This is a genomic window from Bifidobacterium leontopitheci, from assembly GCF_009193355.1.
GTDB classification, from domain to species: Bacteria; Actinomycetota; Actinomycetes; order Actinomycetales; family Bifidobacteriaceae; genus Bifidobacterium; species Bifidobacterium leontopitheci.
In genome coordinates this window covers 1-24,523 of the sequence record NZ_WBVT01000005.1, presented here as the reverse complement: position 1 = coordinate 24,523, position 24,523 = coordinate 1, and the positions used below count along the sequence as shown (strand labels likewise).

General features: G+C 66.1%; 17 protein-coding genes. 3 read left to right on the top strand and 14 right to left on the bottom strand.

The window, feature by feature from the left end; all coding sequences use genetic code 11:
• The first annotated feature begins 135 nt into the window (after positions 1-135).
• Both F7D09_RS02490 and F7D09_RS02485 read left to right on the top strand, forming a co-directional pair.
• Positions 136-1,416, top strand: coding sequence for a sensor histidine kinase (locus tag F7D09_RS02490; RefSeq protein ID WP_152233929.1), 1,281 nt, complete (start codon positions 136-138; stop codon positions 1,414-1,416).
• A 7-nt stretch (positions 1,417-1,423) separates the two neighbouring features.
• Entirely contained in the window at positions 1,424-2,131 is a 708-nt protein-coding gene (locus F7D09_RS02485) for a response regulator transcription factor (RefSeq protein ID WP_193312288.1), read from the top strand.
• Positions 2,132-2,247: 116 nt separating this feature from the next.
• On the opposite strand, the gene F7D09_RS02480 is transcribed toward F7D09_RS02485, so the two are convergent.
• From F7D09_RS02480 to F7D09_RS02425, 12 genes are all read right to left on the bottom strand, one after another.
• The gene (locus tag F7D09_RS02480; protein WP_152233858.1) at positions 2,248-3,486 is read right to left on the bottom strand and encodes an argininosuccinate synthase; all 1,239 of its coding nucleotides are present in this window, start codon (positions 3,484-3,486) and stop codon (positions 2,248-2,250) included.
• Between the two features lie 128 nt (positions 3,487-3,614).
• Positions 3,615-4,130 carry an arginine repressor gene (gene argR / locus F7D09_RS02475; RefSeq protein ID WP_152233857.1) on the bottom strand — a complete coding sequence of 172 codons (516 nt, stop codon included), beginning with the start codon at positions 4,128-4,130 and terminating at the stop codon, positions 3,615-3,617.
• 10 nt (positions 4,131-4,140) lie between these two features.
• Entirely contained in the window at positions 4,141-5,106 is a 966-nt protein-coding gene (gene argF, locus F7D09_RS02470; protein WP_152233856.1) for an ornithine carbamoyltransferase, read from the bottom strand.
• A gap of 61 nt (positions 5,107-5,167) precedes the next feature.
• Complete coding sequence (locus F7D09_RS02465) at positions 5,168-6,457, bottom strand: acetylornithine transaminase (protein ID WP_152233855.1); 1,290 nt, start codon at positions 6,455-6,457, stop codon at positions 5,168-5,170.
• Positions 6,447-7,403, bottom strand: coding sequence for an acetylglutamate kinase (argB, locus tag F7D09_RS02460; RefSeq protein ID WP_152233854.1), 957 nt, complete (start codon positions 7,401-7,403; stop codon positions 6,447-6,449). Before argB ends, F7D09_RS02465 begins: the two co-directional genes overlap by 11 nt.
• A gap of 9 nt (positions 7,404-7,412) precedes the next feature.
• A complete protein-coding gene (gene argJ / locus F7D09_RS02455; protein WP_152233853.1) occupies positions 7,413-8,585 on the bottom strand; it encodes a bifunctional glutamate N-acetyltransferase/amino-acid acetyltransferase ArgJ in 1,173 nt (390 codons plus the stop codon).
• Positions 8,582-9,673, bottom strand: coding sequence for an N-acetyl-gamma-glutamyl-phosphate reductase (gene argC, locus F7D09_RS02450; protein ID WP_152233852.1), 1,092 nt, complete (start codon positions 9,671-9,673; stop codon positions 8,582-8,584). The genes argJ and argC overlap by 4 nt, the downstream gene beginning before the upstream one ends.
• A gap of 163 nt (positions 9,674-9,836) precedes the next feature.
• Positions 9,837-10,574: a DUF4190 domain-containing protein gene (locus F7D09_RS02445; protein ID WP_152233851.1), complete on the bottom strand. Its 738-nt coding sequence runs from the start codon at positions 10,572-10,574 to the stop codon at positions 9,837-9,839.
• Between the two features lie 45 nt (positions 10,575-10,619).
• The gene (pheT, locus tag F7D09_RS02440; RefSeq protein ID WP_152233850.1) at positions 10,620-13,226 is read right to left on the bottom strand and encodes a phenylalanine--tRNA ligase subunit beta; all 2,607 of its coding nucleotides are present in this window, start codon (positions 13,224-13,226) and stop codon (positions 10,620-10,622) included.
• A gap of 7 nt (positions 13,227-13,233) precedes the next feature.
• Positions 13,234-14,301, bottom strand: a complete 1,068-nt coding sequence (pheS, locus tag F7D09_RS02435; RefSeq protein WP_152233849.1) for a phenylalanine--tRNA ligase subunit alpha — start codon at positions 14,299-14,301, stop codon at positions 13,234-13,236.
• Between the two features lie 92 nt (positions 14,302-14,393).
• A complete protein-coding gene (locus F7D09_RS02430; protein WP_152233848.1) occupies positions 14,394-15,284 on the bottom strand; it encodes a TrmH family RNA methyltransferase in 891 nt (296 codons plus the stop codon).
• Between the two features lie 162 nt (positions 15,285-15,446).
• Positions 15,447-16,664 (bottom strand): hypothetical protein, encoded by a 1,218-nt coding sequence (locus tag F7D09_RS02425; RefSeq protein WP_152233847.1) that lies wholly within the window; start codon positions 16,662-16,664, stop codon positions 15,447-15,449.
• A gap of 302 nt (positions 16,665-16,966) precedes the next feature.
• On the opposite strand from F7D09_RS02425, the gene F7D09_RS02420 reads away from it, so the two are divergent.
• Positions 16,967-22,873: an endo-alpha-N-acetylgalactosaminidase family protein gene (locus tag F7D09_RS02420; protein ID WP_152233846.1), complete on the top strand. Its 5,907-nt coding sequence runs from the start codon at positions 16,967-16,969 to the stop codon at positions 22,871-22,873.
• Between the two features lie 346 nt (positions 22,874-23,219).
• Here F7D09_RS02420 and F7D09_RS02415 read toward each other — a convergent pair whose 3' ends face one another.
• Both F7D09_RS02415 and F7D09_RS11060 read right to left on the bottom strand, forming a co-directional pair.
• A complete protein-coding gene (locus F7D09_RS02415) occupies positions 23,220-23,930 on the bottom strand; it encodes an SDR family NAD(P)-dependent oxidoreductase (protein WP_152233845.1) in 711 nt (236 codons plus the stop codon).
• 128 nt (positions 23,931-24,058) lie between these two features.
• Positions 24,059-24,223, bottom strand: a complete 165-nt coding sequence (locus tag F7D09_RS11060) for a hypothetical protein (protein ID WP_193312287.1) — start codon at positions 24,221-24,223, stop codon at positions 24,059-24,061.
• Positions 24,224-24,523 lie beyond the last annotated feature (300 nt).

Genomic DNA, 24,523 nt, shown 5'->3' with positions numbered 1-24,523 from the left:
GACGGCCGATGACATTTGTCACTCCCCTGCTTTCACCGTCATGTCACGTATCGGCCGGGTCGAATCACGATGCGATGGGCGGAACGGGTACGCTTGAAGGTGACGGTTTCGGACTGGATGGCAGTGGAGGTCTTCATGCGGACGATGGTCAGGAAGGGTGCGCTCCTCGTACTGTGTCTTGCGCTTGCCTCTCTTCCGCACGCCACGATGTACGGGATGCCTGCCGTGGCGATGCTGCTGGCCGTGACTGCGTCCGGGCTTACCGAATGGCTGTCTGCAAGCCGACTGGCGGCGCTGCCGACCGTCATGTTCATGTTGCTTGCGATGTTCGTCCCCGATTGCCGCGCGTATCTGCCGCTCGTCGCCTGCGACGCCGGGACTCCTACAGTGTGGAGGAACGGCGGGCGGGCGATCGCCTCGTCGTCAAGGATCGAACGTGCTCTGCTGCTGGCCGCACAGTGGCTGTGGGTGCCGCCGCTGGTTCCGCTGATGGTCGGAGCCTGTTACGGCGGCGAGGTCGCGCCCGTTGCGCTCGTGGTCGCGGCGACGTACATCGGATTCCTGTGGGGCGCGGATTCGCGTGACGCCATGGCGTCGCGCAGGAAGGCGCGCGTCCTCGCCGACCGGCTGCGCGAATCATCCCGTTCGACCCGGCTGAGGATGGCCGACGTGGATGAGGACCGTGCGCAGTCGGTGCGTATGGCCACGCTCGCCGAACGGTCGCGTATCGCCCGCGACATTCACGATAACGTCGGTCATCTGCTGACGCGCGCGATCATGCAGGCCCAGGCGGGGCTTGCCGTGGCCGCCGCGACCGGGGACGACACGGCTGCCCGGGGCTTTCGTACTGTGGGCGCGACGTTGGATGATGCCATGACGATGGTACGACGGTCGGTTCACGACATGGAGGATGACAGCACCGATTTCATCGCACAGATCGACGATGCCGCGCACTCCTTGCGCTCAGCCTCCGGCTCGGCTCGGGGTATAGACGTTCGTCTGGAGAACACCATCGACGCCGCGCCGGCACCCGTTGCACGGTGTCTGGCGACGGTGATCCGCGAATCGTTGGCCAATGTGGCGCATCACAGCAGGGCACGTGAGGCGCGGGTGATCTTGCGTGACTTCCCTGAGTTCTGGCAGTTGGTCGTCTGTGACCCCGGTCCTGCGGAAGCGGTGCAGGACGATGGCGATGATGGTGGTGTCGGCGCTCCTCCGCGCGGCATGGGGATCGCCGATATCGAATCACGGGTACGCACGTTGGACGGCACCGCGCACTGCGGCCCCTATGACGGCGGCTGGCGCGTGTTCGTCTCGATTCCGAAGGCACGTTGGGCCGCCACCGGCGATGAGACGGTCAACGGCACGATATCGAAGCACACAGCATCGAAGCCTCGGTACGTTCATGAAAGCTGAGATGATCATGACCATTGCGATAGTCGACGACGATCCGATCGTCTGCCAGTCGTTGGAGACCATAATGACCGCTACGGGTGCGGCAGAGGTGCTCTGGACGGCGAATGACGGCGATGAGGCGGTCACACGGTATTTCGACACGCCCGACAATCGCCCGGATGTGCTGCTCATCGACATCCAAATGCCCGGACGCGACGGCCTTGATGCCACACGTGAGATTCTGGAACGCGATCCTGCGGCGCGCATCTTGTTCCTCACCACGTTCGCCGACCGCGCGTACATCACGCAGGCGATGGCGTTGGGCGCCAGAGGATACCTCATCAAGCAGGACGTCACGGCCGTTGGACCGGCGATTCAGGCGGTCATGGCCGGTCAAGTGGTACTGGGCTCCGAAGTGCTCGGCACGCTCACGAACAGTATGAACGGGCACAGTATGAACGGGCACGCGTCTGATGCCGCCTCCCCATCGCGCGACGACATGCCGGAGCACTACCGGCAACCAGGCGATGATGCCGCGACGGTGGAGTCGATGCTGAACGAGCGGGAGCGGGAGGTCGCCGCATTGGTCGCCGAGGGGCTTGACAACCGTGAAATCGCCCACAGGCTGTATCTAGGCGAGGGAACCGTGCGCAACCGGGTCAGCAGCACGCTTGACAAGCTCGGACTGGCCAACCGCACCCAGCTCGCCATCCTGTGGATCAACGCCCATCGCTGACGTTTGGATACGACGAGAGGGACCGGCTATCAACCAATCCCCCTCGTACTGTCAGTCAGACGTGCAATCTGTCAGACGGAAATCCCTATGAGGCATTTCGCGCCAGATCTTCCGTCTCACTCCACGGTGTTGTTCGGCACGTCGATGCCGTTGCCGAACTTGACGTCGCGGGCGGCGGCGACACGGCTCGGCAGGCCGTAGATGTCGATGAAGCCGTTGGACGACTTCGAATCGAAGCTGTCGCCGGAATCATAGGTGGCGAGGTTGTAGTCGTACAGTGAGCTGTCGGAGCGACGACCGGTGACGACGGCGCGGCCGCCATGCAGCACCATGCGAATCTCGCCGGAGACGTACTTCTGCGTGTCCTCGATGAAGGCGCTGAGCGACTGGGTGGCCGGGGAGAACCACTGCGCATCGTAGACCAGCTCGCCCCAGCGCTTGTCGATGTCGCGCTTGATGCGGTGCTGCTCGCGCTCGAGGCAGCAGTTCTCGAGCTCCTGGTGCGCGGTGATGAGCGCCACGGCGCCCGGGGCCTCGTAGAGCTCGCGGGACTTGATGCCGACGAGACGGTCCTCGATGAGGTCGATGCGGCCGATGCCCTGGGCGCCGGCGCGGCGGTTCATCTCCTCGATGGCCTGCAGCGGGGTGACGTCGCGGCCGTCGATCTTGACGGGCACGCCCTGCTTGAACTCGATGACGACCTCATCCTCGACCGGCGGGAACGCCGGGTCGTCGGTGTAGGCGTAGCAGTCCTTGGTCGGGCCGTTCCACGGATCCTCGAGGAAGCCGGTCTCGATGGCGCGGCCCCACACGTTCTGGTCGATGGAGTACGGGCTCTTCTCGGTCTGCGTGATCGGCAGCTTGTGCTCCTTGGCGAACGCGATCTCCACGTCACGAGTGAGCGCAAGGTCACGAATCGGGCTGATGGCCTTGAGCGTCGGGTCGATGGAGGCGATGGACACCTCGAAGCGGACCTGATCGTTGCCCTTGCCGGTGCAGCCGTGCGAGATGGTGTCGGCGCCGAACTGGTGGGCGGCGCGCACAAGGTGCTTGGAGATGAGCGGGCGCGAGATGGCGGAGACCAGCGGGTACACGCCCTCGTACATGGCGTTGGCCTTGAGGGCCTTCATGCAGTATTCCTCGGCGAACTCGTTGCGGGCGTCGACCACGTAGGCTTCGACGGCACCACAGGCGAGAGCGCGCTGCTTGATGGTCTCAAGGCTTTCGCCGCCCTGGCCGACGTCGAGGGAAACGGCGACGACATCCTTGCCGGTGCGCTCCTTGAGGTACGGAATAGCGACCGACGTGTCGAGGCCGCCCGAATATGCGAGTACGATGCGGTTGTTATCTGCCATGGAATGCCCTTTCTGAAGAACAAAGCTGATGCAAGTATATACAGAGGTCTGTATATTTATGCACAATAGTGGCGTACGGCGTGTTGCACGACCATGTGACGCGCCCGGCGCACTGTCCGGGCGGCACGTCACTTGGATGCGACGGCGAGCAGCCAGTCCGCGCGGGCTTCGGCCAGCTCGTCGTCCCTGCAGACGATCATGACGGTGTCGTCGCCGGCGATGGTGCCCAGCACGCCGTCGATGGGCTGCTTGTCGATGACGCTGGCCACGTATTGCGCGGCGCCTGACGGCGTATGCACGACGATGAGGTTCTTGGCCGCAGCCACCGAGGTGACCAGTCCCGACAACACGCGGGACATCTGCTGCTCCATTTTCGTGCTGATGCCGGTCTCCGCGGTCTCGCGACCCGGATGGTCGCCGACGGTGTAGGCGATCGTGCCGTCGGCGAGCCGGGTCTTCATCGCGTTGATCTCATCGAGGTCGCGGCTGAGCGTCGCCTGCGTCACGTCGATGCCTTCATCGGAGAGCAGTCCGGACAGCTGAGACTGTGAGGTGATGACATGGCTGAGCAGCATCTTCTCGATGACGCTCAGACGCGCGGCTCGTGTGGCGGGACGTTGCACGGATGATCCTGAACCATTCATGACGGCGGCTCTATGCAAGCAGGGTCTCGTCCCCGCGCTGCTTGCCGATCAGCCAGGTGAGCAGCGCCTTCTGGGCGTGGAGCCGGTTCTCCGCCTCATCCCAGACCACGGACTGCGGCCCGTCGATGACCGAGGCGGTGACCTCCTTGCCGCGGTACGCGGGCAGGCAGTGCTGGAACAGCGCGTCTGGCTTGGCGTAGGACATGAGCTTGTCGTTGACCTGATAATCCCAGAACGGCTTGGATCGGATGGCGTATTCGGATTCCTCGCCCATGGAGACCCAGGTGTCGGTGAACACGCAGTCGGCGTCGGCCACGGCCTCCTTGGGGTCGGTGGTGACGAGTATGGAGCCGCCGGTCTGCTCGGCGATGCGCTTGGCGTCGGCCACGATCCGCGAGTCGGGCAGGTAGCCGAGCGGTCCGGCGACACGCACGTGCATGCCGGCGGTCGCGCCTGCCAGCAGGTAGGAGTTGGACATGTTGTTGGCCGCGTCGCCGACGTAGGCGATGGTCTTGCCGGCCAGCGCGTCGACGCCGCCGCGATGCTGCGCGATGGTGAGGAAGTCGGCGAGCACCTGGCAGGGGTGGAACTCGTCGGTCAGCGCGTTCACGACCGGGCAGGTGGCGTACTTGGCCATCTCCTCGACGCGGTCCTGGCCGAAGGTGCGCCACACAATGCCGTACGCCATGCGGGTGAGCACGCGGGCGGTGTCGGCGACCGGCTCGCCGCGGCCCAGCTGGGAGCCGGACTTGTCGATGACCAGCGGATATCCGCCGAGCTCGGCGACGCCGATCGAGAAGCTGGAGCGCGTGCGGGTGGACGGCTTGTCGAAGAGGACAGCCACGGCCTGAGGGCCGGCGAACGGCTGTCGGTAGAAGCGGTTCTCGCTGAATTTCATGCCGAGTTCGAGGATCTGCTTCTGCTCGTCATGACTGATGTCGTCGTCACGAAGCATGTGACGCAGCTGGCCGGTCATGTTGTTCTCCTTACGTTTCCGTTGGTGTGCCGTGATTGCCGTTATGGCCGCGGCCTAGGGTTCAGTCGTTGGGCAGGTCACCCGGGATCTGCTTGAGGATGGCCACCGCATCGTCGATGTCCTGTTCGCTGACGATGAGCGGCGGGGCGAGACGCAGCGCGTCGGGCGCGACGGCGTTGACGATGAGCCCGTGCTCGAGCGCCCAGTTCATGGCCGCGTGGGAGCACGGGTGAGCCAGTTCGATGGCGTTGAGCAGGCCACGGCCGCGGACGGACTTGAACAGCGGGTTGCCGCATGCCATGACGGCGTCGCGCAGCTGCTGGCCACGCGCCTCGGCGTTCTCGACGAGATGGTCCTGCTCGATGACGCCGAGCGTCGCAAGCGCGGCGGCAGCGCCGAGCGGGTTGCCTGCGAACGTCGAGCCATGAGAGCCAGGCGTGAACAGCGCGGACAGCTTGGAGCCGAACGCGATCATGCCTCCCATGGGGAAGCCGCCGGCCACGCCCTTGGCGAAGGTGACCATATCGGGCTTGACGCCTCCGGTGAGGTCCTCACGCTGGAAGGCGAACCATGCGCCGGTGCGGCCGATGCCGGTCTGCACCTCGTCGATGATGAGCAGCGCGTGGTTGATGTCGCACAGCTCGCGCACCTTCTTCACGTAGTCGACGGGCAGCGGCCTCACGCCGGCCTCGCCCTGGATAAGCTCGAGGATGACGGCCGCGACGGGGCCTTTGCCGTACTGGCCGAGTCCGGTCTCCGAGAACGCCTCGTACAGGGAGAACGGGTCCCCTGCGCGCACGAACTCGATGTTGGGCACGAGCGGCTCGTACTGCTTGCGGATCGCGGGCTTCCACGTCGCCGACAGGGCGCCCATCGTGCGCCCATGGAATCCGTGGGTGAGCGCCAGGATGCGGGCTGGCTTGCCGCCGATGGCCGGCAGCGCGCCGGCGAGCGTGCGGCCGTACAGCTTGGCGAGCTTGAGCGCCGCCTCGTTGCCTTCGGCGCCCGAGTTGCCGAAGTACACGTGGGATCCTTCGGGTGCGCCGGCCAGCTTGATGAGCTTGGCGGCGAGCTCGATCTGCGGCTCGGTGGCGAAGTAGTTGCTCACGTGCGCGCACTTGGCCGCCTGCTCGCTGACGGCCTTCACCCAAGCGGGGTGGGCGTAGCCCAGCGAGTTGACGGCGATGCCGGCGAGGAAGTCGAGGTACTCGTTGCCGTCGATGTCCCACACGCGCACGCCCTTGCCGTGGTCGAGCACGCGAAGCGGCGTGCCGAACACGTTCATGTGGACCTGCGAGTACTCACCCAGCCATTGCGAGTCCTTGGGGCCGATCGTCTCTTCAGTAGACATAGGAACTCCTCATTTCAATGCCGTCCTCGGGCACGACCATGGTGCCGATGCCGGCGGTGGTGAAAATCTCGTTCAGAATGGAATGCGGCTTGCGCCCGTCGATGATGTGGGCCTGCGGAACGCCGCCGTCGATAGCGCGCACGCATGCCTCCATCTTCGGCCTCATGCCGGTCTCCAGATCGGGCAGCATGTCGCGCAGGTTCTCCACTCCGATGCGGCCGATCAGCGAATTGCGGTCGGGCCAGTCGGCGTACAGGCCGTCGACGTCGGTGAGGATGATGAGCTTGCGGGCGCCCAAGGCCGCCGCCAGCGCCGCCGCCGCGGAATCGGCGTTGACGTTGAGCACCTCTGTGGCGTCGTCCTCGTTCGGCGCGACGGAGGAGACGACGGGGATGCGTCCGGCGCTGATGAGGTCTTCGACCGCGGAGGCGTCGACGCTGACCACATCGCCGACCAGTCCGATGTCGGTGGGCTTGCCGTCGATGATGGGCTTGCGCTGCATGGCGGAGAACAGGGCGCCGTCCTCGCCGGACAGTCCGACCGCGAACGGGCCGTGCGCGTTGATGAGGCCTACAAGCTCGCGGGACACCTTGCCGGTGAGCACCATGCGCACGACGTCCATGGCTTCGGGCGTGGTGACCCTCAGACCGCCTTTGAACTCGGATTTGATGCCCAGTGCCTTGAGCATGTGGGAGATCTGCGGGCCTCCCCCGTGCACGACGACGGGGTGGAGCCCCACCTGACGGAGGAAGACCATGTCTTCGGCGAAGCACTGCTTGAGGTGCTCGTCGACCATGGCGTTGCCGCCGTATTTGACGACGATGCGCTGGCCCGCGAACTCCTCGAGCCAAGGCAGGGCTTCGATGAGCACTTCCGCCTTCTGGTCGGCGCGCAGATCGGTGTGCACGTCGAAATGGAATCCGGGTCCTTTCAGTTCAGTTGCCATACGCGTTGTTCAGCTTTCGTAGTCGGCGTTGATATGGACGTATTCGTGGGTGAGGTCATCGGTCCATACGGTGGCCTGCGCGTCACCGGCGTTGAGGTCGATGTCGATGTGCACTTCGCGCGGGGTCATGTCGACCTCGCTGCGGTCGCGTCCGGCGCCTCCGTTCTCGCAGATGCGCACACCGTTGACATCGACGGTGACCTTGTTCGCGTCGTACGGCGCGACGTCCTCCGGCACAGTGCCCAGCGAGGAGACGATGCGGCCCCAGTTGGGGTCGTTGCCGCTGATCGCGCACTTGAGCAGGTTGGAGGCTGCGACCGCGCGGCCGCAGGCCAGTGCGGCGTCCTCGGTGGTGGCGCCGGTCACGGTGATGCGGATGTCGTGGCTAGCCCCTTCGCCGTCGCCGATGATCTGGCGGGCGAGCGAGGCGCAGGCCTTGGCGACGGTCTCGTTGAACTCGTCGGCGTCGGGCTCGATGCCGGACGCGCCGGAGGCGAGCAGCAGCACCGTGTCGTTGGTGGACATGCATCCGTCAACGTCGATGCGGTTGAACGACAGGTCGGCGGCGGCGTTCAGCGCGGCCTGCATCTGGCCTGCGCTCACGACCGCGTCGGTCGTGATGACGCACAGCATGGTGGCCAGCTGCGGGGCGATCATGCCCGAGCCCTTGACCATGCCGCCGATGCGCCAGCCGGCTGCGCTTTCCAGGGTGACGGTCTTCGGCTTCGTATCGGTCGTCATGATGGCGTGCGAGGCGTCGGCTCCCGCTTCGTCGGTGTCGGCGAGAGCGGCGTACGCCTGCTTCGCGCCGGCGAGCACGTGGTCGAGCGGCAGCAGTTCGCCGATCAGGCCGGTGGAGCATACGGCGATGTCCTCCGCCTTGGCGCCGACCAGCCCGGCGACGGTCTCGGCGGTTGCCTTCGACTGCTCGTATCCGGCTTCGCCGGTGCAGGCGTTCGCACCGCCGGAGTTGAGGATCACAGCCTTGATGTGACCGTCGGCGACCTGTTTGCGCGACCACTGCACGGGTGCGGCGCAAAAGCGGTTCGACGTGAACACGCCGGCGGCCGCGTCGAGCGGGCCGTTGTTGACGACCAGTGCGAGGTCCTTCTTCCCCTCGACGGACGAGATGCCCGCCGCGATGCCCGCTGCGGTGAATCCTTTGGCAAATGTGACGCTCACGGCGCGACTCCAATCTTCGTCAGTCCCTGATCCTCAGGGAGTCCCAATGCGATGTTCAACGACTGCACGGCCTGACCGGCGGTGCCACGGTTCAGGTTGTCGATGGCCGCAAAGGCGATCAGACGACCGGCGTTGCGGTCGGTGACGACCTGGATGTGCGCCGCGTTCGATCCGACGACGTTCGCCGTGGCCGGCAGCACGCCCTGCGGCAGCATGACCATGAATTCCTGCCCGGCGTAGGCGTTCAGCCAGACCTGTCGGATGTCGTCGTCGCTCATGGCCAACGCCTTGTCGCTCATGCGCGCGCTCACCGTGGCGAGGATGCCTCGGGCCATCGGAGCCAGGATCGGGGTGAATCCGAGGCTGAACCTGGATGCGTCCGCCCCGTTGCCCCCCGCCGCATGGGCGAAGTTCTGCAGGATCTCCGGAATGTGCCGGTGCGTGCCGCCGACTCCGTATGGCAGGGCGGAGCCGAACGCTTCTGCGGCGAGCAGGTTGGTCCTCTTGAGGCTCTTGCCCGCGCCGGAGTATCCAACGACCAGATCGGCGACGATGTCCCTGACATCGATGAGGCCTTCGGCGACGGCCGGCTGCATGGCCAGCGTGGTGGCGGTCACGTTGCAGCCCGGCCCGGCGATGCGCTTCACCCCGGCAAGGTTGCCCCGCTGCCGCACGTACTCGCCGTCGGCCTTGCCGATGATGAGCTCCGGCATACCGTAGGTCCAATGCTCGTAGAAGTCGCCGCCGTAGAAGGCATCCCATGCGGAGCGTTCCTCAAGACGGTGGTCGGCGCCGAGGTCCACGACGACCGTGTCGGGGTCGAGCTGGGAGGCGAGCTTGCCTGAAGCGCCGTGCGGCAGGGCCAGCACCACGACGTCATGACCGTTGAGGACATCCGCGGTGGTGTCTTCGACCACCAGGTCGGCCAGCTGCGGGATATGCGGCATATGCTTGCCCAGACGGTCGCCAACCGAGGAATGGCCGGTCACGCAGGTCACCTCGAAATCGGGGCGGGCGGCGAGAATCCGCAACGCCTCCCCTCCGGCATATCCCGTGGCTCCCGCCACGGCTACGGTGTATTTCGCCATATCATGCTCTTTTCTCGCGAACGAAACTAGAGCAAGAGTATACATGTTATACAGTACATTGCATAATATGCATTGGGTTGACGCGTGTCGCCGCCTGTTCCGCGGTCAGCACCCGCTCATCTGCCCGCGGCAGTCGGCATCCGGGCACACGCAGCTCCCGCGGTCAGGCGGAGATGGTACTGTCCCCGCTGCCGCCAGTCCCGCCGGTGCCTCCCGACTGGATCATGTTCATCATCATCTGATAGAACTCATCGGCTGAGATGCCGTGCATCATCAGCCAGACCACCGTGATCGTGGACAGGACGTTGATGACCACCGCAGCGATGGCGAGCCCCACGCCCTTGGTGTGGAAACGCCGGGTGCGCCAGATGGCGAGACCGCCGATCAGCGCCGGAAGCACCGGCATGGCGAAGAGGATGGAGAAGACGAACGCGAAGATCGCGTAGAAATCCCAGTGCCCGTAAATCGGGTTCTGCTGAGGATCGTCGAGGTTGATGCCGTGGAAGTAATGCGGCCCGTCCTGGCTGCCGCCGTTGCCCGGGCCTTGCGGCTGGCCGAAGCCGGGGTATCCCCCTTGCGCCGGACCACCGAACTGCTGTGCCGGAGGATACTGCCCGGGCTGACTCCCGGCATACCCGGGATACCCCTGACCCCCGCCAAGCGCCGGCACGGCGGCCTGCTGGCTTGCGACTTGGCCGGGCGCGTTGCCGTCGTCCGGATGCCCATACAGGTACGGGTCGTAGCCTTGCGGGAATTCGTCGGCGCGGGCGCCATACTCGGGTTCGACCCGCTGCCCGTATTCCGGCTGATTGACCGGCTGGCCCTGCAGCGGAGCCGCAACCTGCCGGGAGTCCCTTGATTCCCCATCAGGTGACTGCGGCTGTGGTTGCGGCTCTGTCATGGATTGCTCCTTTGTTCGCTGCGTTTACGGGTCTGGCCTGCGCGCTCAGGCGCGCAGCTGTGCGCCGATCTGCGCGGCCTTGTCGACGATGGCCTTGCGGATGGCTTCGCTGTCCTCGGCGGTGAGCGTCTTGGACGGCGAACGGAAGGTGACGGCGAACGCCAGCGACTTCTTGCCCTCGCCCACCTGTTCGCCGGTGAACACGTCGAACAGGTCGATGGATTCGAGGTTGTCGCCTGCGGCTTCGCGCACGACCGATTCCAGCTCGTCGGCGGTCACCGTGTCGTCGACGGTGAACGCGAGGTCCTGCTTGACCGGCGGGAACGTGGAGATCGGCTTGGCCTGGACCGGCTTGCCGTCCAGCGTGGCGAACAGGTCGGTGAGGTTGAGCTCGAACGCGGCCGAATGGGAGGGCAGGCCGAGCGCCTCGTTGACGTGCGGATGCAGTTCGCCGACGAAGCCGACCGCCTTGCCGTCGGCCACGACCTGGGCGGCGCGGCCGGGATGCCACTGTGCGGGGACCTGATCGGCGGCGGGCTGCACGAGCGCATACTTGGCGCCGAGTCGGTCGCAGATCCTGCGCACCGCTTCGACCGCGTCGCTCCAGTCGACGGCGCGACGCTCGCCGAGCCAGCCGGAGTCCACGGCATTGCCGGTCAGCAGGCCGGCGACGTGCAGCGGCTGGTCGGGCAGGCCGACGTCGAGCGCCTTGAGCTGCTCGTCGGTGGGGCGCACGCCGCCGGGCAGCGCCGGGATGGCGGGCGCGTTCGGATCCCACAGGTACACGTGGCCGAGTTCGTACAGGCTGACGTTCTCCAGACCGCGGCGCAGGTTGCGCTGCACGGTGGTGGCGAGCGTGGGCAGGATGTCGCGGCGCAGGTAGGGACGGTCGCCGGCGAGCGGGTTGGCGATCTCGACGCTGACCGGCTTGATCGCCTCGGGATCGTAGGCGAAGGCCTTGAAGTCCTCGTCGCCGACGAACGGGTAGCTGAGCGATTCGACCATGCCGTATTCCGCGAGCGTGTCCGCGACCCAACGGCGACGGCGCTGGTCCGGGGTCAGACCGACCGCGCCCTTGACCGGTGCCGGCGGCACGGTGACGGGGATCTCGTCGTAGCCGACCAGTCGGGCGACCTCTTCGACCAGATCGCACGGCTGGTTGAGGTCGGGGCGCCACGTCGGCGCGGAGACGGAGAACTCGCCGTTGCCGCCGCCGGCGACACGGCAGCCGACGTCGGTGAGGATGTCGCTGATGCGGTCGACATCCACGTCAAGACCGGCCACGCGGGCCACTTCGCTGGCCTTGAAGTGAATCGGACGGCGGAACGTCGTGGTGTTGTAGTCGGTGGGGTGCTCGCTGGGTTCGCCGTTGCCGTACTTGGTCAGCAGTTCGGCGGCCATCTGCGCGGCGGCCGGCTGCAGTTGCGTGTCGACGCCGCGCTCGAAACGACGGGACGCCTCGGAGGGGATCTTGTGGCGGCGGGCGGAACGCGCGATCGAAACGGAGTCGAAGTGCGCGGCCTCCAGCAGGATGTTCTTCGTCTCGGCGGTCACCTCGCCGTACAGGCCGCCCATGACGCCGGCGATGCCGAGGATGCGCGAGCCGCGCTGGCCGTTCGGAGAGTCGGTGATGAGCAGGTCCTCGGGGCTCAGGTCGTGGTTCTTGCCGTCCAGGGTGGTGAGCTTCTCGCCGGCGTTCGCGCGGCGCACGACGATCGGTCCTTCGATCTTGTCGAGGTCGTAGGCGTGCATCGGCTGGCCGAGGTCGAGCATCACGTAGTTGGTGACGTCGACGGCGAGCGAGAGGGAGCGCATGCCGGCGCGGATGAGGCGGCGACGCATCCAGTTGGGCGTGTGCGACGACGGGTCGAACCCGTGGACGGCGCGGGCGACGTAACGGTCGCATCCGGCGACGCCGTGGATCGGGTTGTTGTCGTCCACGATCACCTCGATGTCGCTGGCGACGCCGGATTCGGCTGCAGGCGACTTGGGGGCGCGCTTGTCGAGTTCGACGACCGGATCGACGAACGGCGCGCCGGTGGAGTGGTGGTATTCGCGCGCGACGCCGCGGTACGAGAACGCGTAGCCGCGGTCCGGGGTGATGTTGATCTCCAGGATCGGCTGGTCGAGGTGCAGCAGGTGCATGGCGTCCTGGCCGGGCTTGAGCGCCTTGTACTCCTCGGGGGTGAAGCCGTATTCGCGCAGCAGGATGATGCCGTTGTGGTCGTCGCCGAGGCCGAGTTCGCGCTCGGAGGCGCACATGCCTTCGGAGATGTGGCCGTACGTCTTGCGCGGCTCGATCTTGAAGTCGCCGGGCAGCACGGCGCCGGGCAGGGTGACGACGACCTTCTCGCCGGCGGCCATGTTCGGGGCGCCGCACACGATGCCGCGCGGTACCTTCTTGCCGTTCTCGTCGACGACGTTGTACTCGCCGACGTCCACATGGCACCAGTTGATGGTCTTGCCGTTCTTCTGCGGCTCCGGCGTGGCGTCGAGCACGTAGCCGACGACGATCGGTCCGGTCACCTGGGAGGAGTGGATCTCCTCCTCCTCGAGGCCGACTCGGACGAGGTCCTTGGCCAGCTGCTCGTACGTGAGGTCGGCAGGGACCTCGACGTGTTCCTTGAGCCAATCAATGTCAACCATAGGCATGGGTCAATCACTCCCCCATCACAAACTGTTCGCTGAATCGCACGTCGCCCTCGACGAGATCGTGCATGTCGTTGATATCGGAACGCAGCAGCAGCGTGCGCTCCATGCCCACGCCGAACGCGAAGCCGGTGTACTCCTCCGGGTCGATGCCCGCGGACTTGAGCACGTTCGGGTTGACCATGCCGCAGCCGCCCCATTCGAGCCAGCCCGCACCGCCCTTCTTGTCGGGGAACCACAGGTCGAGCTCGGCGCTCGGCTCGGTGAACGGGAAGTAGCTCGGGCGCAGGCGGGTCTTCGCCTCGGGGCCGAACATGGTGACGGCGAGCTTGTCGAGCACGCCCTTGAGGTCGGCCATGGTCAGGTGCTTGTCGACGGCCAGGGCCTCGCACTGGTGGAACACCGGGGTGTGGGTGGCGTCGAGCTCGTCGGTGCGGAACACGCGTCCCGGGCTGGCGATGTACAGCGGCACGCCGCGCGTGAGCAGCGCTCGCACCTGGTCGGAGGACGTCTGCGTGCGCAGCACCATGTTCGAGCCGACGAAGCCGGCGGCGTCCTTGGCCTGGTTGCCCTTCACGTAGAAGGTGTCCTGCATCTGGCGGGCCGGATGGTCCGGGCCGAAGTTGAGCGCGTCGAAGTCGTACCATTCGGTCTCCACTTCGGGGCCGGCGGAGATCTGCCAGCCCATGGAGATGAACATGTCCTCGACGTCCTCCATGAGCTTGGCGAGCGGGTGGCGGGCGCCCAGCGGATGGCGCTTCACCGGCAGCGTCATGTCGACGGTCTCGGCGGCGAGCGCACGCTGCTCCTCCTGCGCCTTCAGCTCGGTCTCCTTGGGGCCGTACGCGCGGCCGAAGTCGGCGCGCAGCTTGCCCATGAGCTTGCCGGCGTCCTTCTTCTGGTCGGCGGGCAGCGAACCGATGGCCTTGCTGGCCCGGGTCATCGCCGACTCGGCTCCGGCGTACTGCGTCTTGATGGCCTTGAGTTCCTCCAGACTGGAGGCGTTCTGAATCTTGCTGATGCCCTCGGCGACCGCATCGGTCACTGCCTGGGCATCGAAGAGAGCATTGTCTGCCACGAGAACCCTTTCATCCTTTACATACCCGGTTGTTGTGCACATACCCGGTTGTCGTGCGCCGAAATCATATCATCCCTAGCGTTTTACCGAGTTCACATTTTCTCTATATGGCTCGACATAGCCAGACTCATCAGCAGCACCGCGGCACTGGTCGCAAGGTTGAGCGACTCGGCTTTCCCGTACAGCGGCACGCGGACCATCGAGTCGCAGCGGCGCAGCAATCCAGGCTCCAGGCCGCGCGCCTCGTTGCCGAACACCACGGCCTTGGAACGGCGGATGAAATCCCTGTCCGCGAGCGCCTGGGGCAGCTCGACGGGCGCCTTGCCGTCCACGCCGTACACGTCGGCGGCGACGGTCGCGAGTCCGTTGTCGCCGGTCCACGAGAAGAACGCGGCGACGTCCATGGCGACCACGGGGATGTGGAACAGGGATCCCGCGGTGGAGCGGATGACCTTGGGGTTGAACACGTCGACGCAGTCGTCCAGCAGGATCACCGCGTCGCAGCCGGCGGCGTCGGCAGCGCGGATGACCGTTCCCGCGTTGCCGGGGTCGCGCACCTGCCAGAACGCGGCGACGAGGGGGCGTTCGCCGAACCGTACGTCCTGCACGTCGGTCTGCATCCTCTCGAGGTCGCCGACCGCCGCGATCCCCTGGCAGTCGGGGCTGATGCGCCGCATCACCGCCGCGGTGGCGGGGTGCACGTAGACGCCCTCTTGTTCGGCGCGCGAGACGATGGCCGCGATCGTGTCATTCGCGAACCGGGGCGGCGTGGCGTCGTCATGCGGGACGCCATCTTCCATGTCCCTGATCTCGGCATACAGGTCGAGCACCGTGTCGGGACGGCATGAGACGGCTTCGCGCACCGCCTGCGGCCCTTCGATGAGGAAGCGGCCGTACCGCTCGCGGCTTCTGCGGCTGGCGAGGTCGGCGACCCTGCGCACCCGTTCGGCCTTCGCGTTGTCTATCGTTCTGGTAATCGGCATACCCGTCACCCTACACGTGCGTTGATACAGTGCGCAGGGCGCATGACCAGTGCCGCATGGCCCGTTGCCGACGGCCGAATACGCGCGAGGGGTGGCCTCGAACGCGGTTTCACGCGTACGGGACCACCCCTCCTGTTGGTTCATGTCCGTTGGTTCATGTCGTCATCGGATCGTGAGGACGTCACCCGGGACGGTGCCGTTGACGTCTTGCGCGGCCGACGCCGCGGCAGCGGCACGTTTCGCCGCGATGGCCTGCTTCGCGGCGGAGGCCCGCCATCCGGGGATGGCGTTGCGCACGGCCCGCGTGCAGATGCTCGTCCCTCCCGAAAGCCTCAGGGCTTCGGCCAGGTCACCGCATGAGGCGTCGTTTCCGCGCGTCGCCGTCGCGAGTTCGAGTCTCAGCGCCGCGTCGGCGAGTCGGGCGGGATCGTCGCCCAGCCACCAGCTGATCAGTATGAGCACATGCCCGTACAGGCCACGGGTGACGCCCGCCGCCTGCAGAGCGCTGTCGGGAAGCCGGTTGACGATTCCGGTCAGCAACGCCCGCATGGCGCGGATGCGCGCAGGGTCCGGCCTTGCGGCAGTCCGCTCGATGCGCTCGACCGCGGTGCGCAGCAGTTCGGCGAGCTGGTGCGCGCAAGTGGTCTCGTCATAGTCCACGTCCTCCACGACATACCGAAGATGCCGGTCGGCTGAGGGCTGACCGTGTTGCGCGCCGTCGACAAGGCGGACCGTCTCGTCGACGATGAGCGCGGCGATCAGGCTGAGCCCGGCGTGCGAGGCGATGGCGTCCACGAGCGTCTGCAGGTAGCGTCCGGGCGCGCCGGAGAACAGCCGCTGCACGCCGCCGTCATCGATCACGTCCTGGACGAGATGCCGGTATGCCCGCCATACGTCGTACCGTTCGTCCGCCACGTTGATGAGGCGGGCGAGACGGACGCCGGCATGCACCTGGTGCGGGGCGAGGCGCAGCGCCTGCCGGTTGAGATGCAGCCGAAGCCGTATCGTCTGGTGTTCCACGGTGCAGTCGAGTACGGTGCCGTCGGGTACGGCGCCTTCGCCGGCAGCGCCGTCGAGCATGAACCCGGGAAGCTCGAACGTCCTCCCCATGCCCATGATCGCGTCGACATCATCGTTGCGAAGCCCGCGGATCCGTCCGCGCCGGTCGGGCGCCGGATACTCCCAGCGGGAGCGGACCATGCCGTCGTCCCGCACGTAGACCTTGAGATATGGACTGCGCGAGTCGGTCACGATGAGGCCGGCGCCGGTATCGGTGACGGAGCAGGTGCGGCATTCCGCCCGCAGCCGTTCGGCGAGCGCCGAACAGTTGACTCGGATTCCTCGCAAGCCGTGGCCGGACGCCATTTGCGCAGACGTCACGTATGCAGCCGTCGATCCGAAAGCAGAGTTTGCATGATTGTGCATGAATGCGATACTCCATTCGTTCACTCTTGACTTATCAATTCCTCCAGTCGCCGGGGAGAAGATACACTTCACCCGCGGAACCGGATGGAATTCATCTCAAGCCAAGATGAACGGACGATACTTCTATCGCATGGCCATTCACTATAGGGCATGTCGTGGACGCCGTGCCCTGATGATATGGTGAATGCAATCCATGCGCGCCGTGGCTCATCACCGGCACGCACACTCAACGATGAGGATGAGAGCGGAAGACCATCATGAACCCCAATTCCCCACGACCGCGACGATGGCTTGCGGCGTCGCTGGCAGTCGCCCTGTCGTTCGGTCTGCTGGGCCCCGTAGGAGCCACGCAGGCCGCAGCGGCAAGGCCGTCCGCCGCAACCACGGCCGTGACAGCCGGCACCGGCACGACGACCGCGGACGCCGCCGTCAACGGCTGGAGCCTTGACCCCGCGACGGTGCAGGGCGGCGAGACCCTCGAGGCCGGTTCCGGCGCGTACGTCAGCTGGACGCATTTCAAGTCCACCGCGGCGAACGGCAACGCCGCCGGCAATCCGACCGCCGACAACCAGTATCCGGCGATCGCCGTGTACGACGGCACGTTCGACTTCACGAAGCCGGGGTCGCTGCACGCCACCATCGTGTCGCCGCAGGAGGCGACCAAGAACCGTTTCGGGTTCTATCTCGGCTATCGCGGTCCCGGCGACGGCCTGTTCATCGGCTATGACACGGAAGGCTGGTTCTGGCAGAAGTACGCCGGCGGCGACGGCGAATGGCTGTCCGGCACGAGGACCGCGGCGCCCGGCGCCGGCGTGAAGGCGGACGTGGACATCACCTGGACCGGCACGACGGCGACGCTCAGCGTCGACGGCGCGAAGGCGTTCGACGTGGACTACGCCGCGATGGACAACCTGAGCGGGACCGTGGCGATGAAAGCCGGCTCGCTTAAGGAGACCGGCGACACGACCGACATGTACATCCGCGACTTCCCCGTGGCCGACACGTCCGAATATGCGGTGACCGGCATGGTCGTCGACGTGGACGGCAAGGCCGTGGCCGACGCGACCGTATCCGCGGGGTCCCTGACCGCGCGCACCGGCGCGGACGGCGCGTTCTCGCTCACGGGACTTCGCAACGGCACCTACACGCTGACCGTGTCGAAGGACGGCTACGAGGACGCGACGCGCGAGGTCACCGTCAACGGCGGCGACGTCACGCTGGATGCGCGGATCACGCTGAACAAGGCCGCCGAGATCGAGACGAAGACCCTCTCCTCCGCCGACATGGACGTGCGGGTGAGGACCGCGTTCCCCTCGGTGCTCGACTATACGATGAAGAAGCTTGACGGCAAGGTCATGCACGGCCAGACGAAGGATGTGCGCACGGTGGCGGTCAACGGCACGGCCATCGAGCTGACGGACGACGACGTGACGTTCCGCAAGACCGGCGACGCCGCAGCCGAATACACGCTGCACGCCAAGGATGAGGCCAAGGGCATCGACGCGACAATCACCGTGGTCATGGCCGTCAAGGCGAACACGCTGAGCCTCGAGGTGACGAAGGTCGTCAACCATATGACGGACGACAAGACGACGGCGAACGTCGAGGAGCACGCCGTCGAGACGATCGCCTTCCCGAACCAGAGCCTGGTCGCCGTGCGTTCCGACCAGTCCGACCCGCAGTTCACCGGCAGCGTCATGTCGACCGACGTGTCGAAGGTCGGCGACGAGAACCTCGCCGTCACCACGGCCACGTCGATGACGGACCGCGACTACATGTATGCGTTCGTCTCGGGCGGCGGCCTGAGCGCCGGACTGTGGTCCAATTCGGAGCATGACGGGCGCACCGTGCAGGCGACCGTCAGCGGCGGCAGCCGGAACACGCGCGTCTACGCCACCACCGAGAAGGTCGCGGGCGCCACGTCGCTGGGCTTGGCCAGCGCACCCTGGTACTGGCATCGCACGGTGAGCGACACGAACGGCGCACGGTACACGATCGATCAGGAAGAGAACCCGAAGCTCTCCGTGGCCATCGCCGGCGACGAGAACGGGGACGGCGCGGTCAACTGGCAGGACGGCGCGATCGCCTACCGCAGCATCATGAACAACCCGTACAAGGCCGACGAGACGCCGGAGCGCGTGGCGTGGCGCATCGCCATGAACTTCGGCTCGCAGGCGCAGAACCCGTTCCTCACCACGCTGGACAACGTCAAGAAGGTGGCTCTGAGCACGGATGGCCTCGGTCAGTCCGTGCTGCTCAAGGGCTACGGCAACGAGGGCCATGATTCGGCGCACCCTGATTACGGCGATATCAACACGCGCGCCGGCGGCGCCGCGGACATGAACACGTTGATGAGCGAGGGCGCCAAGTACGGGGCGCGGTTCGGCATCCACGTGAACGCGTCCGAGATGTACCCGGAGGCCAAGGCGTTCAGCGAGGACATGGTGAACCGTTCCGGCGGCTCGCTGCGGTACGGCTGGGATTGGATTGACCAGGCGGTCGGCATCAACGGCGTGTACGACCTCGCCTCCGGCATGCGCGAGCAGCGGTTCGCCACGCTGAAGGGCAAGGTCGGCGACGGCCTGGACTTCGTGTATGTGGACATCTGGGGTTCCGGCACGTCCGGCGACGAGGATTCATGGCAGACGCAGCGGCTCGTGCGCACGATCAACGGCAACGGCTGGGCGGTCGGCACCGAATACGGCGCCGCGCTCGAGAACGACGCCACGTTCCAGCATTGGTCGATGGACCTAGGCTATGGCGGCGCGGCGAACAAGGGGCAGAACTCGCAGGTGATGCGATTCCTGCGCAACCATCAGAAGGACAGCTGGACGGGCGACTGGCCGTCGTTCGGCGGCGCCGCGAACGCCCCGCTGCTCGGCGGCTACAGCATGAAGGACTTCGAGGGCTGGCAGGGCCGCAACGACTACGCCGCCTACATCGAGAACCTGTACACGCATGACGTGTCCACCAAGTTCATCCAGCACTTCAAGGTGACGCAGTGGGTCAACTCCCCGCTCGACTCCACCTCCGTGCAGGACGCCTCCATCAACAACGGCAACGAGCAGATCACGCTCAAGGACGACTCCGGCAACACGGTGGTCCTCAAGCGCGGCTCCAACAACACCGCCGACGCCGGCTACCGCGACCGCACGATCACGCTCAACGGCAAGGTCGTGGCGTCCGGTTCGGTGGAGCCCGGCGACGGCAGCGGCACGGGCACCGAATCGTATCTCATCCCCTGGCTGTGGGACGCGACGACCGGCAAGCGAGTCGAAGCCGACGCCGAGAAGCTCTACCACTGGAACACGGTCGGCGGCGAGACCACGTGGACGCTGCCCGACGACTGGGCGAACCTCAAGTCCGTCAAGGTCTACCAGCTGACCGACCAGGGCAAGACCGACGAGAAGACCGTCAAGGTCACCGACGGCAAGGTCACGCTCACGGCCGACGCACAGACCCCGTACGTGGTGTACCGCGGCGCGGCCAAGCAGATCAAGGTCACGTGGAGCACCGGCATGCACGTCACGGACGCCGGCTTCAACGGCGGCGCCGCGACGCTCAAGGACAACTGGACCGTTGCCGGCTCCGGCAAGGCCGAGGTCATCGGCGACAGCAACGCCGTGCTGCGGCTGACCGGCTCTGTCAAGGTGTCCCAGCGGATGACCGGACTGACCGCCGGCAAACGCTACGCCGTGTACCTCGGCGTCGACAACCGGACCGACGGCACAGCGAAGGTGACGGTGACGGACGGGTCGGCCGTCCTCGCCGAGAACCACACCGGACGGTCCATCGCGAAGAACTACGTCAAGGCGTACGCGCACAACACGAACACCGTGGTCGAGAACGGCGTCGCAGGCAGCTACTTCCAGAACATGTATGTCTGGTTCACCGCGCCCGACAGCGGCACCGCGACCGTGACCATGTCGCTCGCCGACACGTCCACGACTGCGGACGCACACGCGTACTTCGACGATGTGCGCATCCTGGAGAACGCCTACGACGGGGCGCAGTACAACGCTGACGGCTCGCTCAGGAAGCTCTCCAACGGCTTCGAGCACAACGCTCAGGGCCTCTGGCCATTCGTGGTCTCCGGATCCGAAGGCGTGGAGGACAACCGCATCCACCTGTCCGAACTGCACGCCCCGTTCACGCAGGCCGGCTGGGAGACCAAACGCATGGACGACGTGCTCGACGGCAAGTGGTCGCTCAAGGTGCACGGCCTGACACAGAAGAACACGCTGCTCGTGCAGACGATCCCGCAGAACGTGCGCTTCGAGCCAGGCGAAACGTATAAGGTGACGTTCACGTACCAGTCCGGTTCTGCCGGCACGTACGCAATCGCCGTCGGCGACGGCGAGTTCGACGCCAGCCGGGTGAAGCTGACCGAGCTCGGCAAGGCGCTCGGCGAGACGAAGACCGCCGAATTCGAGATCACCGGCTCCTCCAGCGGCAACAGCTGGTTCGGCCTCTACTCGACGTCGACGGCTGCCGACACGCAGGGCGTGGGCGGCTATGCGGCGAACCTCGGCGGGTACCGCGACCTCATCGTCGACGACGTGACCGTCGAGCATGTGGCGTCCGCCTCACACACCAAGGCCGAGGCCGAGGCGAAGATCAAGGAGCTGCGCGACACGTATGACGGACGTCAGGCGGAATACGGCGCGGCCGCATGGCGCGTGTACGTCAATGAACTCGCCGAAATCCGCGCGCTCGTCGACAAGGACGACGCCGGCGACGCCGACTACACCGCCGCCTACAACCACGCCGTCGCGCTGCTCGCCTACATGGCCGACGCGACCGGCGACGCCTCCGACGACGCGTGGGACGTGCGCCGCGACGGCTCCGACCAGCTCGGCGGCTACACGGTGAGCGCCGGCAGCGCGGAGGCGACGCAGGGAGGCGCTTCGGAAGGCCCGGCCGAACTCGCGCAGGACGGTGACGCGCAGACCCGCTGGCACACCGGCTACAGCGACAACGCCATCGCCGACGGCAAGGCCTGGTACCGGTTCAACCTGGCCAAGCCGACCACCATCAACGGCATGCGCTACCTGCCCCGGCCGGGAGCCGCCAACGCGAACGGCAAGATCAAGCGGTACCGCATCGATCTGACGCTGGCCGACGGCTCGACCAAAACCGTGGTCGAATCCGGCGAATTCTCCACGACGACCGCATGGCAGAAAGCTACGTTCGACCCCGTGGATAACGTCGTCGCCGTGACGCTCACCGCACTGCAGACGGCCGGGCAGAGCACCGCCCAGGAGAACCGGTTCGTCTCCGCCGCGGAACTGCGCATCACGACGAACCGCGAGGTCGGCACCACTCCGATCACTGTCGACAAGTCGTCGTTGCAGGAGCTGGTCGAAGAGGCCGGCGCGCTGAACGAGGGCGATTACACGGCCGATTCTTGGACGACGCTGACGGCCAAGCTCGCCGCGGCGCGCAAGGTTCTGGACAACGCCGACGCGGACGCGTACGACGTGGCGCTCGCCGCGGCCAATCTGCACACGGCGATCGACGGGCTGCAGTCGCGCCCCGACAAGGATACGACGGCGTTGCGCAACGCGGTCGACGCTGCCGCGGCGCTTAAGGAGTCCGACTACACCACGCAGTCGTGGAGCGTGTTCGCGGCGGCGCTGGCCGAGGCGAAGCGCGTGCTTGCCGACCCGGATGCCACGCAGGCCGACGTGGACGCCGCGCTGGACGCGCTGCGCAAGGCGGTCACCGGTCTCGAGGCGGCGCAGACGCCCGACCCCGACAAGCCGGATCCAGATAAGCCCGACCCGGACAAGCCCGACCCGGACAAGCCCGACCCGGACAAGCCGAGCGCGAGCGTGGATAAGAGCGTACTGAGCGCGACCATCGCCAAGGCGAAGGCCATCGACCCGAGCGGCTACACGGCGAAGTCCGCAGCCGCGCTGCGATCTGCCATCGCCGAAGCCCAGACCGTGCTCAACGATGCGAACGCCACGCAGAGTGACGTGGATGCCGCCGTGAAGCAGCTGGACAAGGCCATCGCCGCACTGCGGAAGGCCAACGGCGGCGGCGACGACCAGTCAGGCGGCCTGTCGAAGACCGGTGCGGATGTGGCGGTGGCTGTGATGTCCGCGATGATGCTGGCGGCCGCAGGGGCTGCGCTCATGCTCCGCCGCCGCAGGCGGTAAGGCACGCTCGCCGAGTTGGCTCGCGGCCAAAGCGGGTGGCGCTCCCCAGTCAGCTGCGCTGACAGCCCCCTCCACCGAGGGGGCCAAGTGACTGCGCCTGCCACGTTCGGCACGAACGCACGACAGCCCATCCACTGAGGGGGCCAAGTCGGCGAACTCGCTCCCGCTGGCGGGACGCAATCCGCTCCCGCCGGCGGGAGCTGGCTCGCGGAGCGAGACTGAGAGTGGTCGCCAACTACAGACGCAACGCAGCAACGGCGGTGGCTGTACCGGACATTCCCGGTACGGCAACCGCCGTTGTCATATCGTTATGGCATCGTGACGAAGCCTGCTTCCCGGCCGCCGATCACACGTAGTTGCGTTCGATGAGGATGTCGGATACGGTGAGGTTCGCCGAGTTGACGAGGTTGAACAGGATCACCGAGGCGAGTTCGCCCGGATCCATGAACGTGTGCTGCTTCTCCTCGGAGACGTAGTCGTGGCTGTCGCGGTAGAACGACGTGTCGATGCCGCCCGGGTACACGCCGACGACCTTCACGCTGGTGCCCTTGTAGGCGGCCTTGAGGCTCTGCGTGTAGCCTTTCTCGCCCCACTTGGTGGCGCAGTAGACGGATTCGTTGGCGTTGCCGCGCGTGGCGGCCGTGCTCATCACGTTCGCAATCTTGAGGTTGTGTTCGGCGGCCGCCTTGAGGGTTTCGACCGACCACAGGATCATGCCCTTGAGGCCTTTGAGGCACTTGTCCACGTCCGCGGCCTCGTATTCGACGGGCGCCTTGAACGAGGGCTGGCCGGCGTTGTTGATGAGCAGGTCGATGTGGCCGACCTTGGCGATCTCGGCGATCGACTGCTTGACGAAGATCTCGTCGGACACGTCGCCGACGAAGCCACGGTACGACTCCGCGGGGAATTCCTTGGCGAGCTCGAGCTGACGGGCCTCGTTGAAGTCGATGCCGGCCACGAACCAGCCGGCTTCTACGAGCCTTCTGGTCAACTCGTAGCCCAGTCCCAGCGCACTGCCGGTCACGATTGCGATGCTTCTGCCGTTTGCGTCTGCCATATGGCCTCCTGTCTCGCCTGTTGACGTACAGGATATCGAAGCGTTCAGACCCCGCGTTTCGCCCGGTTCGCGCGCTGTGCCGCGGCTTCATCCGGGCGTATGGGTCCGGGTGAAGCCGCGTGCCGCCGTCAGGCGATCAGCGAGGCGCGGCGCGGGTACCAGAACGCGAATAGGTCACGCTCGTCGGCGTGGCTTGACAGTTCGGCGAGACGCTCCGCCATCCATGCGCGGCAGGTGGCGAAGTAGCGGTTGATCAGCGCGTTGTACAGATTCGTCATTCGTTCGGTCATCATGATGCACTCCTTACTGTCCATGTGATGCCTTGCCGATGGATAGTAATTTCGTAATCTTGCCGTCCGCCGGCTGTTGCCTTGTTGAATCTTCCTCTGCAGCTGGAAGTTGCTTTAAGATTACGGCTCGTTATGTTTCGACACATGGCGAGATGTTTCACCACTGTGTGACGAAGGGTAGTGCCCGATTTCTTGCGCACTTTGGTTCTCGCCCGTCCCTGTGACGATGATCAGTTCGCTTCGTGTACGTTCTCACCGAGTCGGGACATGTCGAGGTAGCGGCGCGTCGACCACTCGCTGGAG